Raw genomic sequence first — 12,868 nt, forward strand, 5'->3', positions numbered from 1 at the left:
CGAATCAGCTGGAGTGACACACTTGCAAGCACGTGATCTCTGTTTCAAGCAGGCTTTGACTGCTGCACTGGCCCTGGCATTCGTACTGGTGCCAGCCGGCAAGGCCCTGGCCCAGACACCGGATGATTTTTACCGCGCAGAAGTGGTGATTGTCGAACGGCTGGCAGACCCCTCTGCCATTGAAGAGCAGATGGCCGGCATGCCTGTGGAACCACCCCTGAGCGGTATCCGCTCGCTATGGGTGGAAGACGCCAACGGCAACCGGGCTTCTGATGTCCGGCTGGCTGCCCGCAACGAACTGTACCTGAACCAGGCTGCCGCCCGCCTGGAAAACAGCGGCAACTACCGGGTTCTGGCCACCGCCGGCTGGTATCAGACGTTTCCGCCCAACTATAACGGCAGCCCCATGCGGGTCGCCGTGGGCAAATGGCTTGGCGGGGCCGGCGAGCGCGCCGTGGAAGGCCATATCGAAATCGACCGCCAGCGTTACCTGCACGTGAAAGTGCACCTGAACCACTGGCAGGAAGGTGAAGAACAGCAGGAACTGATTACCTGGATTCGCGAAACCCGCCGTATGCGCAGTCAGGAAATCCACTTTATCGATTCCCCCACCATTGGCGTGCTGGTGTTCTTCAGGAAGATCGAGGGCTGAGCTGGCCCAGGCCGGCCATTGAGCATTCGAGGACTTTCTTCACGCCGGCCATACCCTGGTCAATGGCCTGTTCGATTTCTTCCATGGTGATGATGTGGTCGGATTTTCCGGCCGCCCAGTTCACCACCAGCGCCAGGCACACGTAGCGCATACCCAACTCCGCCGCCAGCACGGCTTCCGGCATACCGGTCATTCCTACCAGGTCACATCCATCCCGCTCAAGGCGCGTGATCTCGGCCGCGGTTTCCAGCCTTGGCCCCTGAGTGGCGGCGTAGACTCCGAAATCCGAGAAATCCAGTTCCAGGCCCCGGGCGGCATCAATCAGCAACTGTCGGCCTTCCTGATCATACGGGTAGGTAAAATCGATGTGGGTAACGTGCTCCAGCTCCCCCTCAAAGAAGGTGCTGGCCCGGCCCCAGGTGTAATCGATGAGCTGGTCCGGCACCACCACATGGGCCGGCCCCATGGCCTTATGGATACCACCCACGGCATTTACCCCCACTACGGTTCGCACACCGGCGTCGTAGAGTGCCTGAAGGTTGGCACGGTAGTTCACCTGGTGGGGCGGAATGCGGTGCGGGTTACCGTGGCGGGCCAGGAACACCACCGCCTGGTCACCCAGCCGGCCATGCACCAGCTTGTCTGAGGGCTCGCCCCAACGGGTGCTGACGGTTTCTTCGCCAACAATTTCGAGGTCACTCAGACTGGTCAGGCCGGTACCACCGATAATCCCGACCGGGTTGGTGCTTGCGGTCATGCCTTGTCTCCTGCTGGTTGTCCGCCCTGCTCGCTTTCGCCACGGGATTCCGGGGCTTCTTTGCTGCCCTCACTGCGCGCTTCACCTTGTTCCCTGGCCTCGCCACTGAGCCTGACACCGCCCGGCAAATGCAAGGTACGGGTCGGGAAGGCAATCTCGGCACCATGGGATTCGATAATGTCGCTGACCTTCAGTAGTACATCTTCCTTGATTTCATGGAAGCGCACCCATTCGGTGGTCTTGGTGAAGGTGTACAGCATGATATCCAGCGATGAGGCATTGAACGCCAGGAAGTTCACAATCAGGGTCTGGTTGCTGTCGATTTCTTCGTGGTTTTTCAGCATCTCGCGGATTTCTTCCACGATCTTCTGCATGGAGTGTACATCGGCATAGCGAATGCCGATGGTTTCGGAGATGCGGCGGTTGGTCATGCGGGACGGGTTTTCCACCGCGATGGTGGTGAATACCGCATTGGGCACATACAGGGGCCGCTTGTCGAAGGTGCGAATGGTGGTCAGACGCCAGCCAATGTGCTCCACGGTGCCTTCAATATTACGGTCCGGCGAGCGGATCCAGTCACCCACCTTGAACGGACGGTCCAGGTGAATGATGAAGCCGCCAAAGAAGTTGGCCAGCAGGTCCTTGGCGGCAAAGCCGACCGCGATACCACCCACACCACCAAAGGCCAGAACCCCGGAAATACTGAAGCCCAGGGTCTGCAGGGCGGTCAGCACCGCGGTGATGATAATAACCGCGCGCAACAGCTTGCTGATAGCGTTCACCGTGGTGTAATCCATCGGCTTACGCATTTTGATGGGCGATGTCAGGACCTTTTCGACTTCCTTCACCAGGCCGAACAGGAACCAGACCAGCACCCAGACAAAGCCGATCTGCAGCACCGTGCCGTTGGCCTTGAAGACTTCCGCGTCACTGAAGTGATGGGCCACCTCGGCTGCCCAGTAAACACCCTGCAGCCAGACAAACGCCACCACGGGCCGGCGGGCGGCATGCAGGAAGGCATCGTCCCATTTGTTTTTAGTCGACTTGAACTTGTTCTCGACGGCCAGAATCAACCGGCTGACTATAAAGGCAACGGTGGCCGTGCCCAGAACCAGGAGGAATATCAGGACGCCTGCACGCCACCCGTCTGACAACAAGCCGAATTTTTCGATCCAGCCATTCACCAAAGCCAGCATTTGACCAATCATTGTGTTCCTCTGAGTCTGTCAGTTCATCCAATAACAACGCGGGTGCCTACCCTTACCCGCGCAAACAGTTCTGCGATGTCGGTGTTTCTCATCCGTACACAGCCATGGGACAGGGCCTCGCCCATGGGTTCGGTATCCGGGGTGCCGTGAATGTAGATAAAGCGCCGGAAGGAATCCACCCCGGGGCCACGGTTGCGCCCCCACTCCCGGCCACAAAGCCAGAGTATACGGGTCAGTATCCAGTCCCGATCAGGGTGTTCAGCCGCCAGTTGTGGTGAGTATATCTCACCGGTGGGCCGACGGCCCCGAAAGACCGTATTCAGCGGCTGACCTTCGCCGATGCGCGCGCGGATATAGTGCTCGCCCCGGGGGGTGCAGCCGCTGCTATCCTGCTCACCCGGTCCGTTCAGGGCGGTAGATATGGGGTAACGGTCCAGCGCGCTGCCATCAGCAGCACACACCGTTAGCACCTGGCTGGCGATGTCAATGGTCAGATAAGCCCCGGGGGGCAAGGGGGTATTCAAAAGGGAAGCTCCCTCCGGCCGGAAACCAGAGGGAAGCCTAACCGAGGCGGGGGAACTCAGGCAACCGGCGCGGGCCGGGCCGGGGCAGAAACCAGCATTTTGTCCGGTGCGGTCATACCGGCCGCCAGGAACGGCACCAGGCGCGCGGCAATTTCCTGAACCGTGGTGTGCACACCCAGCTTGTTCTCCAGGATGTCGATCAGGGCATCGCTGCTGGACATGGTAAAGGCGGTGGCTCCCAGCATGAACTGGATGCGCCAGTAGCGGTCTACCGAGGACAACTCAGGGGTGGCTTCTTTCAGAAGACGCATGAAACGACCGAACGGCTCGCTGTATTCCTGCTCCAGGAATTTGCGCAGGTGGCCCTGGCTCTGGGTGTAGGCCAGCCCGAGCAGGCGCATGAAAATGGAAATACCTTTTTCGTTGCGCTGGGGCATACGCACGGCACTTTCCGTGAGCGCCCAGAGGGTCTGGTTCAGGGTAGCCGGTTTGCCGTCACACTTTGCTTCCAGTTCGTCGAACGCAGTCTCGAGAGTTGCAGAGAAAGGCGTCAGAAAACGCGCGAAAACCGCGTGAATCAGCGCGTTCTTTGAACCAAAGTGGTAATTGACAGCGGCCAGATTTACTTTAGCCTTACTGGTAATCATGCGAAGAGACGTTTCCGAGAAACCACGCTCGGCAAAAAGCTCTTCAGCAGCATCAAGTATGCGGTCTACGGTATCTGACTGCGCCATTTTGTTATCCATGCCTCTAACAAACGTCTGTTTGAAACATACGTTTGACACCCTGCCGTGTCAAGCATACCTTGGCATGACTGCAACCGTTCAGGAGATTCGTGATGTTTACAGGTATCGTTCAGGGGGTGGCCACCATTGCGGAAGTCATCACGGCACCGGGGCTGAACACACTGGTGGTGCGCTTTCCGGAAGCCAAGGTGCAGGGTGTAACCATCGGCGCCTCGGTCGCAATCAATGGCACCTGCCTGACGGTAACCCGGCAAGACGGCGACCTGCTGTACTTTGATGCCATGCAGGAAACCCTGAGGCTGACCACACTGGGCAACCTGTCTGAAGGGGATTCAGTCAACTTTGAGCGGGCAGCCCGTATTGGTGACGAGATTGGCGGCCACCTGCTCAGCGGCCACGTGCACACCACTGCGGTTCTGGCTGAGATCCTCCGCACAGAGAACAACGTAACCCTGTGGTTCGAGGTGCCGGAGAGCTGGATGAAGTATGTGTTCCCGAAAGGCTATATCGCCATCAACGGCGCCAGCCTGACCATTGGCGAGGTCACCGGTAACCGCTTTAATGTCCACCTGATTCCGGAAACCCTGCGGGCCACGACCTTCGGTACGGCCGAACAGGGTCAGTCAGTGAACATCGAGATCGACAGCCAGACCCAGGCCATCGTCGATACCCTGGCCCGGCTCGGTTACGATCGCCCTGCCCCTGCCCTTTAACCGCGGTTAGCAGCGGCGCTCAGGGCGCCGCTTCGAATACCACAAAGCGCGGGCTTGCGGCCCGCTGCTCTACCTTGCCAAAGAAGCGCTTCAGGGACTTGTGGTAGCCCAGGTGGCGGTTGCCCACCATCAGCATTCGCCCGCCCGGCACCAGGTGTTTTGCGGCGTCCCGGAACAGTCGCAGGGCAATGTGATCCCCCACCACACCGCCTTCATGGAACGGCGGGTTCAGCAAAATCAGGTCGTACTGCGCGGCTCCTTCACGAATTCCATCACTGTGCTGGCACTGTCCGGCCCGGTAACCACAGGTACCCAGGTTATGCTGCACGCTGGCAATGGCCTGGCTGGACACATCGCTGAAATCCACCGTGATATCAGAGCCACAAGCCAGTGCCGTCAAGCCCAGCACGCCATTGCCGCAGGCCAGGTCCAGCACACGCGCGCCAGGCTTCAGCCCGGCCACGGCAGGGCCCACAAGCGGCAACAGCTCCCGGGTGCCGATGTCCAGCTTGTCCCGGGCAAAGACAGCCGGTAATGCCTCTACCGGCGCCGGCAGACCCTCCTGCGGGTAACCTTTCCAGCTTTCAGCCCAGCCCTGCAGTTGCGCCTGCCCTTTGCGGCAGACCACTACCCGGGCCTTTTTACGGGCTGGCAGTACCGTTTCGGTGACCACGGCTTCGGCAAACACATCCACGCTGCGGTCCGGCAAATGCTTGATCATGCCCCCAGCCAGCAAACAGCCGTTGTCTGCCAGCACAGAGTTTACCCAGCGCAACAGCCAGCCCAGATAGGCGCCATGGCGGGGAATGCGCAAGACCACCAGGTCAAACGGCCCCTCCGGCGGGTTCAGCCAGCTGTGCAGCAGCGCTGGCCGGGCGATACCGGGATTATGTCGGGCATTGTAATCGAGTGCATCCGGAAGGGCTGCACTGTCGGCCACGCTGGTGACCGGCCCGTGGGCCTGGGCCAGCCCAAGCGTGAGCGCACCGAACTGGTCGTCTACCACCAGCACGCGGGGGCTGTCCGCCAGCCGGTTACCGGCTTCTGCCAGCAGCAACTCGTCCGCCGCATCCCAGGCCCGCAAGCCAGGCTCCGCGCCGGGGCGGCTGAGCTTCAGGTTACCGGCAGTCAGCGGCAGTACTTCAGCGGATGGCACGATTGAAAGCCCTGTAAACGGTAAAACGGCGATCCTGGGCCAGCTTCTCGACCGGCCCGATAAAGCGCTGGATAACGGACTCATAGGGCAGGAAGCTGTTGGCCACCAGCCGCACCTCGCCCCTGGGGGCCAGATGGGCGGCCACTTCCCGAAGGAACTGTTCAGTCATGGAGGTGTCGGTTTTCACGCCACTGTGAAACGGCGGATTGGTGACCACCGCCGGCCACCGGCCCTGAATACCCGCCAGGCCATCGGAGGCGTAGATCTGGCCTTCCGCGCCGGCCCGGGCGTAGGTTTCCCGGGCGCAGGCAACCGCCTGGGCCTGGACATCCACACCGTCTACCACACCCAGTGGCAGGCCCTGATCGCGACGGTAGCCTTGCAGCCAGCTGCCGATCACGCCGGCGCCACAGGCAAAGTCCAGCACCTTGTCTGCTTTCAGCGGGGTTTGTTCCAGGGTTTCCAGCAACATCCGCGTGCCGGCATCCAGCTCCCCTTCGCTGAACACACCAGGCAGGCCGGCTACGTCAAGGCTTACGCCGGCACAGGAAACCTGCGTCCAGCGCAACCAGTCGGTAAGCTCAAAACGGGAAAGGGGTTGGTGGTTGGTGCCGGTCCACACCTGGCAGTGGCGGGCACTGTCGACTTTCAGGGCGTCGGCCACCACGGAGGTGAACTGTTTGACGGCTCCGGCGATACCTTCTTTCTTTTCGCCCACCAGCACCAGACTGGCGCCTTCGCGGCCCAGATAACGGGCCATGGCCAGGCGTAATTCCAGTTCCGCCCGGGCCTTGGGCAGGAAGATGACCAGGGTGTCGAACCCCCCGGCGTCCTGCTCGTGGCACTGATAGCCGAAACAGGCTTGCCAGTTCGCATGCTGGCACAGCTGTTCATACACACCGGCGTGTTCGCTCATGGCCAGCCCGGGTTGTGGGCAATGGGCCAGCAGCGCCGGCTCGGATACGCCCAGCAGGGCCACCTTGCCGGTCAGCAGTTCGGCATTCCGGAGCAGAACGTCGTGTGTGTTGGTTTGTAGCTGCGCCATAAATCCTGCCTCTGCGGTTGATTCCCGCGCGGAATTGAACGGGAATCAACAGCATAACGCAAGCCTCAGATACTGCCGTCGCTGTACGCATTCTGGTGCATGGTGCTCTGGGCCAGGTCCAGCAGCTCACGCAGGGCAACGGAGAACATGGCGTATTCCGGCTCCCGCACGCTCTTCAGTTCCGCCAGCATGGCACTCCAGCGCTCGATCATATGCTGGTGCTTCTGTTCCCAGGCTTCCACGCTCTCGGGCACCTTGCCGGCCTTGCCCGCCAGGCGCAGTACGCCGGTGGTCAGGGCGCGCTGCTGCCAGTCCAGGTCTTCCCGGAAGCTTTCCCTTGCCAGCGCCTGCCAATGGGAGTTGGGCGTGAGCGCGGCAATGGAGTTGGCAAACCAGGTCAGGTCGAGGCGATCGCCCAGGTCGTAGTACAGGTTAGCCACGGTTTTCAGCGGCAGGCCGGTGGCCTCCTGGGATTCGATAATGCCCAGCGACGAGTACAGGTAACCGGTGCCGGCCAGTACCGAGGCCAGGTCTTTCGGCAAGCCGGATTCTTCCAGGTATGCGAGGCGTTGCTCCCAGTTGCTGCGAGCCTGGTCACCCAGGTAGTCCGGCAGGCTGGAGGTAATTGCCCATACGCTGTCGGCAAACCGCTCCATATGGCTCTGGATGTTGAGCTCGGCCCGGCGGTTACGCAGCAGCCAGCGAACGGCACGGCGCATCAGGCGCATCAGGTCTTGCATCAGCTCCATCTGCAGCTTGGCGGGCACGTGGTAGTCCAGTGCCTCGATGCGGTCCCACCAGTTGTCGATCCGGAACACATCCCGGGCGATGATCCAGGCCAGGGCGATGGATGCAGCATCGGCACCGGTAGACTGGTTCAGACGCTCCACAAAGGTAATGCCCATGTGGTTGACCATGTCGTTGGCAATCTGGGTGGCGATGATTTCCCGCCGCAACTGGTGCTCGCCCAGTTCCTTCGAGAACTTCTTGTTCAGTTCCTTCGGGAATACCTTGTACATTTCGCCGGCCAGCAGCGGATCATCCGGCAGAGTGCTGGCGATCAGGGTCTGCTTCAGGTCACCCTTCACGTAGGAAATCAGTACCGACAGCTCCGGCCGGGTCAGGCCTTTCTTGGCCAGTTTGCGCTCGGCCAGGGCGTCGTCGTCGGGCAGGAATTCCAGCCCGCGGTTCAGCTTGCCTTCGCTTTCCAGGGTGTTCATCAACCGGCGGTATTCTTCCAGCCTTGGCGCAGTATCGGCACTGGCAATGCTGATGGCCTGGGTTTGCCGGTAGTTGTTCTTCAGCACCAGGGCCGAGACATCGTCCGTCATCTCTTCCAGCATCACGTTGCGCTGCTTGGCGGTGAGATCACCCATGGCCACGGCACGGTTGAGCAGGATTTTCATGTTTACTTCGTGGTCTGAACAATCCACCCCACCGGAGTTGTCGATGAAGTCGGTGTTCAGCCGGCCGCCTTTCAGGGCGTATTCAATACGGCCCAGCTGGGTGAAGCCCAGGTTACCGCCCTCGCCCACCACTTTGCAGCGCAGGTCTTTACCGTTCACCCGCAGGCCGTCGTTAGCCTTGTCGCCTACGTCGGCATGGGTTTCTTCAGCGCCCTTCACATAGGTTCCGATACCACCCACCCAGAGCAGGTCCACTTCGGACTTCAGGATGTGGCTGATCAGCATGTTCGGCGGCATGCGGTCGGCATTGATGCCCAGCAGTTTTTTCATTTCCGGGCTGACCGGGATCGACTTGGCGTTCCTGCTGAACACACCACCGCCCTTGGAGATCAGCTTGGTGTCGTAATCGGTCCAGGCCGAACGGGGCATTTCGAACAGGCGCTTGCGCTCCTTGTAGCTCTTCGCCGCATCCGGTTCCGGGTCGATAAAGATATGGATGTGGTTGAAGGCCGCGACCAGGCGGGTTTTCTCGGAACACAGCAGGCCGTTACCAAACACGTCGCCGCCCATGTCGCCGATACCGATCGCGGTGAACTCGTCTTCCGCCGGGTTGATGCCCATTTCGCGGAAATGGCGTTCAACCGATACCCAGGCGCCCCGGGCGGTGATACCCATCTTCTTGTGGTCGTAGCCGTTGCTGCCACCGGAGGCGAAGGCATCGCCCATCCAGAAGCCGTATTCGGCGGCCAGGCCGTTGGCAATGTCGGAGAAGGTGGCAGTGCCCTTGTCGGCGGCCACAACCAGGTAGTGGTCGTCTTCGTCGTGGCGGATTACCCGCTCCGGCGGCTGTATGCCGGCATCCACCAGGTTGTCGGTGATGTCCAGCAGGCCACGGATAAAGGTTTTATAGGCGGCAATGCCTTCAGCCTGGAAGGCTTCCCGGTCAGACGGATCCGGCAGTTGCTTGGCCACGAAGCCGCCCTTGGCGCCCACCGGCACAATCACCGCGTTCTTCACCTGCTGGGCTTTTACCAGGCCCAGGATCTCGGTGCGGTAGTCCTCGAAGCGGTCAGACCAGCGCAGGCCACCACGGGCCACCTTGCCACCACGCAGGTGCACGCCTTCCACCCGGGGCGAGTACACGAAGATCTCGAACATGGGCATGGGCAGCGGCATGTCGGGAATGCGCGTGGGGTCAAACTTCACACTGATGTATGGCTTGGGCTGGCCTTCGGCGTCCGGCTGGTAGTAGTTGGTACGCAGGGTGGCCTGCATTAGCTCCAGGTACAGCCGCAGCACCCGGTCTTCACTGAGGTTTTCCACCTCTTCCAGGCCGGCGTTAAATTCGATTTCCAGCTTTTTCTGGGCCGCTTCACTCTTGCCCGGGCTCTTGTAGCGATCCGGGTTGAAGCGGATTTCAAAGTACTCCAGAAGAATCCGGGTCAGGTTCTCGTGGTTGACCAGGGTATTGGAAATAAAGGTCTGACTGTTAGAGAACCGGATCTGCCGCATGTAACGGGCGTAGGTACGCAACAGGGCAATCTGGCGCCAGCTCATGTAAGACGACAACAGCAACCGGTTGAAGGCGTCGTTTTCTGCCTCGGTGTGCCAGACGCGGCGGAACAGCTCTTCGAAAATGGGCCGAATACGGTGGATATCCACGCCACCGGAATGGGCCTGCAGGGTAAAGTCGTGAATCCACACGGTTTTGCCGGTGCGGTCAATCACTTCAAACGGATGCTCACCAATAACCCGGAAGCCCAGGTTGTCGAAGATGGGCATCACATCCGACAGCGGCAGCGGCTCGTCCGGGTAGAACAGCTTGAAGTGCAGCGTGCTGTCGTCTTCTTCCAGCGCCCGGTAGAAACTCATGGCCAGGTCATCGGCGCTGGCCGCCTTGGTAATGTGGTCCAGGTCGATGGCGGCGCGACGGGGCGAGAACATCTCGGTGTAGCTGGCCGGGAAACCAGCCGCCCATACCCGGTAGAACTCGTTGCCGCGCTCCTCGCCATAGGCTTCGTGCAGGGCCTCGGCCAGGCCTTCACTCCAGGACTGGGCCAGCTCGATCACACGGTCGCGGATCTCCGCCAGCGGCAGCTGCCGGTTCTCCACCTGGGGCACGCGGATAGTGAACTGCACCCGGGCCAGTGGCGATTCGGAGAAGTGGGTAACAAACTCGATGTCTTCCGCTTCCAGGCGCTCCAGCAACACCTGCTCGACCTTCAGGCGCAGCTCGGTGTTGTAGATGTCCCGGGGGAAGAAGGCCAGGCAGGTAACAAACTGGCCGTAGACGTCTTCGCGCATGAACATTTCGATGCGGCGGCGCTCCTGGATGTACAGGATGCTCTTGGCCACACGCAGCAGCTCTTCGGTTTCAATCTGGAACAGCTCGTCGCGCGGATACAGGGTCAGGATCTGCTCCAGTTCCTTGCCGGCGTAGTCGGTACGCATGAAGCCGGAACGCTTCATTACGGTCTGGAACTTGCGGCGCAGCAGCGGGATTTCGTCCGGGCGCTCGTTGTATACCCGGGCGGTGTACAGGCCGAGGAAACGGCGCTCACCGACCACTTCGCCCTTGCTGTTGAACTTCTTCACCGCAATGTAGTCCGGGTAGGCCGGGCGGTGTACCCGCGAACGCTGGGCCGACTTGGCGAAGATGAAGATGTCGTCGGTGCGGGTCATCTCATGGCGGGTGCGCTGGGGCAGCTCGTTCAGGCGAACTTTGTCCGGGCGTTCGTTGTTGACCCGGAAGATACCCAGCTCGGAGTTTTCCACCCGGCGCACGGCCATGCCCTGCTTGTCTTTGACGAAGTCGTATTCGTCGTAGCCCAGGAAGGTAAAGTGGTCTTCGGTGAGCCAGCCCAGAAACGCCCGGGCTTCTTCCTTGTCTTCTTCGCTGATACCGGCGGTGGTGGCATCCAGTTCGCCCAGGATTTCACTAACCTTGTCTTTGACAATCGGGAAATCGTCCACGGCAATGCGCACTTCGTGCAGCACCGATTGCAGGGTTTCTTCCAGGCCCCGCAGGTCTGCCGGATCGCTGTGGCGATCGATTTCCAGAACGATCAATGCTTCGTAGGAGGCCGCAGACGACTTCTTGGCCGAATGCAGTTTCTTCAGCTTGCCGTTACCGTCTCGCTCCACCTGCAGAATCGAATGCTGGATGGAGTGGGTACCGATTTCCCGGCGGTTGATGGCCATGCGCAGGGAGTCGATCAGAAACGGAATGTTCGGATGCAGGATAAAAATAACCGAGTGGGTAGACTGCCAGCCGTCACTTTCCAGGTCCGGATTGAATACGGTAACCGGGGTTTCCTCGGCGCTGCGCTTCTGCAGAAACTGCCAGGCCGCCAGTACCGCGCCATAGGTGTCCGAGAAGCGCCGGCTGACAAGCTCTTCCAGGGGACTGTGGGCGTAATGCTGCTTTGCGAACTCTACAACCTTCCTGGCTTCGGTTTTCGCAAGCTTGTCTGCGAATGCTTCAGCCAGTTGCTCGAAAAACTGATCCTTGCTGGCAATTGTCAGCGCATTCATATCCAACCTCTGGTTTTGTGTGAAAGAAACGTAATCACGGTATCGTCACATAAGCATAGTCAAGCTCTTGATTTTTGCCGGCCAGACCTCAAAACTGCGGCAACTACCTACGGGCGCAAACACCCGCGCCGCCGGACCTTCAAAACCGAGAGCAGTGAATTCCATGTCGTTACAGCAAACGTTCGGTAATCTCAGAACACAGTTGGCAAAACGCATCATCGGTCAGGACAAGCTGGTAGACAGACTGCTGATCGCCCTGCTGGCTGATGGCCACCTTCTGGTGGAAGGGGCACCCGGCCTGGCCAAGACCACCGCGGTAAAAGCCCTGGCCGATCACCTGGAAGGGGATTTCCACCGCATCCAGTTCACCCCGGACCTTCTGCCGTCCGATGTTACCGGCAGCGAGATCTACCGGGCCGAAACCGGCCTGTTCGAATTCCAGCGCGGCCCGATATTCCACAACCTTGTGCTGGCCGATGAAATCAACCGGGCCCCGGCCAAGGTGCAGTCTGCCCTGCTTGAGGCCATGGGCGAACGCCAGATCAGTGTCGGCATGCAAACCTTCCCGCTGCCAAAGCTGTTCATGGTGATGGCCACCCAGAACCCCATCGAGCAGGAAGGCACTTACCCCCTGCCCGAAGCCCAGCTCGACCGTTTCCTGATGCATGTGGTGATCGATTACCCGGATGCCGATGCTGAGCGTCAGATTCTGCACCTTGCCCGTAGCGACTACCGTCAGGGAATACCACAGGTAGACATTCGTCTTACAGAGCAACAGGTTATGGAGGCCCGGCAGGCGGTATCCGACATCTACATGGCGGAGCCGGTGGAGCAGTATTTGCTGGCCCTGATCCTGGCCACCCGGGATGCAGCCAGCCTGGACCCGGAACTGGCCCGCTGGACAGCTTTCGGCGCCAGCCCCCGGGGCACCATTGCCCTGGACCGCTGCGCCCGGGCCCTGGCCTGGCTCGATGGCCGGGACTACGTAACCCCGGACGACATCCGCACCATGGCCTTTGACGTGCTGCGCCACCGCATCCTGCTGACCTTCGAGGCCGAGGCCGAAGGCATGACCGCAGACACGGTTCTGCAAAGGCTGATCGACCGCGTACCGGTAACCGCCTGAA

General features: G+C 60.4%; 10 protein-coding genes. 3 read left to right on the top strand and 7 right to left on the bottom strand.

The features are described 5' to 3' along the window. The first annotated feature begins 22 nt into the window (after nt 1-22). A complete protein-coding gene (locus AC13DJ_RS09685) occupies nt 23-652 on the top strand; it encodes a CsiV family protein (protein ID WP_482933900.1) in 630 nt (209 codons plus the stop codon). Here AC13DJ_RS09685 and AC13DJ_RS09690 read toward each other — a convergent pair. The 4 genes from AC13DJ_RS09690 to AC13DJ_RS09705 form a co-directional block, all read right to left on the bottom strand. After that, nucleotides 633-1,409 (bottom strand): S-methyl-5'-thioinosine phosphorylase, encoded by a 777-nt coding sequence (locus tag AC13DJ_RS09690; protein ID WP_482933901.1) that lies wholly within the window; start codon nt 1,407-1,409, stop codon nt 633-635. The two genes, AC13DJ_RS09685 and AC13DJ_RS09690, sit on opposite strands and share 20 nt — an antisense overlap. Beyond that, nucleotides 1,406-2,617 (bottom strand): mechanosensitive ion channel family protein, encoded by a 1,212-nt coding sequence (locus tag AC13DJ_RS09695; RefSeq protein WP_482933902.1) that lies wholly within the window; start codon nt 2,615-2,617, stop codon nt 1,406-1,408. The genes AC13DJ_RS09690 and AC13DJ_RS09695 overlap by 4 nt, the downstream gene beginning before the upstream one ends. A 23-nt stretch (nt 2,618-2,640) precedes the next feature. Beyond that, entirely contained in the window at nt 2,641-3,129 is a 489-nt protein-coding gene (locus tag AC13DJ_RS09700; protein WP_482933908.1) for a L,D-transpeptidase family protein, read from the bottom strand. 68 nt (nt 3,130-3,197) lie between these two features. Then, complete coding sequence (locus tag AC13DJ_RS09705) at nt 3,198-3,875, bottom strand: TetR/AcrR family transcriptional regulator (protein WP_286816342.1); 678 nt, start codon at nt 3,873-3,875, stop codon at nt 3,198-3,200. A 104-nt stretch (nt 3,876-3,979) separates the two neighbouring features. Between AC13DJ_RS09705 and AC13DJ_RS09710 the strand changes: the two genes are divergently transcribed. Next, the gene (locus AC13DJ_RS09710; RefSeq protein WP_482933903.1) at nt 3,980-4,600 is read left to right on the top strand and encodes a riboflavin synthase subunit alpha; all 621 of its coding nucleotides are present in this window, start codon (nt 3,980-3,982) and stop codon (nt 4,598-4,600) included. A gap of 19 nt (nt 4,601-4,619) precedes the next feature. Here AC13DJ_RS09710 and AC13DJ_RS09715 read toward each other — a convergent pair whose 3' ends face one another. The 3 genes from AC13DJ_RS09715 to AC13DJ_RS09725 form a co-directional block, all read right to left on the bottom strand. Then, the gene (locus AC13DJ_RS09715) at nt 4,620-5,756 is read right to left on the bottom strand and encodes a class I SAM-dependent methyltransferase (protein ID WP_482933904.1); all 1,137 of its coding nucleotides are present in this window, start codon (nt 5,754-5,756) and stop codon (nt 4,620-4,622) included. After that, entirely contained in the window at nt 5,743-6,801 is a 1,059-nt protein-coding gene (locus AC13DJ_RS09720; protein ID WP_482933905.1) for a methyltransferase, read from the bottom strand. Before AC13DJ_RS09720 ends, AC13DJ_RS09715 begins: the two co-directional genes overlap by 14 nt. 65 nt (nt 6,802-6,866) lie before the next feature. Further along, the gene (locus AC13DJ_RS09725; protein ID WP_482933906.1) at nt 6,867-11,741 is read right to left on the bottom strand and encodes an NAD-glutamate dehydrogenase; all 4,875 of its coding nucleotides are present in this window, start codon (nt 11,739-11,741) and stop codon (nt 6,867-6,869) included. A gap of 163 nt (nt 11,742-11,904) precedes the next feature. On the opposite strand from AC13DJ_RS09725, the gene AC13DJ_RS09730 reads away from it, so the two are divergent. Beyond that, nucleotides 11,905-12,867, top strand: coding sequence for an AAA family ATPase (locus AC13DJ_RS09730; RefSeq protein ID WP_036219357.1), 963 nt, complete (start codon nt 11,905-11,907; stop codon nt 12,865-12,867). Nucleotide 12,868 lies beyond the last annotated feature (1 nt).

The organism is Marinobacter sp. L-46 (assembly GCF_056859535.1).

What these genes read in the sequence shown, in the direction of transcription:
- AC13DJ_RS09690 (WP_482933901.1), bottom strand. Translation starts at nt 1,409, where the DNA reads ATGACCGCAAGCACCAACCCGGTCGGGATTATCGGTGGTACCGGCCTG.
- AC13DJ_RS09695 (WP_482933902.1), bottom strand. Translation starts at nt 2,617, where the DNA reads ATGATTGGTCAAATGCTGGCTTTGGTGAATGGCTGGATCGAAAAATTC.
- AC13DJ_RS09705 (WP_286816342.1), bottom strand. Translation starts at nt 3,875, where the DNA reads ATGGCGCAGTCAGATACCGTAGACCGCATACTTGATGCTGCTGAAGAG.
- AC13DJ_RS09710 (WP_482933903.1), top strand. Translation starts at nt 3,980, where the DNA reads ATGTTTACAGGTATCGTTCAGGGGGTGGCCACCATTGCGGAAGTCATC.
- AC13DJ_RS09720 (WP_482933905.1), bottom strand. Translation starts at nt 6,801, where the DNA reads ATGGCGCAGCTACAAACCAACACACACGACGTTCTGCTCCGGAATGCC.
- AC13DJ_RS09725 (WP_482933906.1), bottom strand. Translation starts at nt 11,741, where the DNA reads ATGAATGCGCTGACAATTGCCAGCAAGGATCAGTTTTTCGAGCAACTG.
- AC13DJ_RS09730 (WP_036219357.1), top strand. Translation starts at nt 11,905, where the DNA reads ATGTCGTTACAGCAAACGTTCGGTAATCTCAGAACACAGTTGGCAAAA.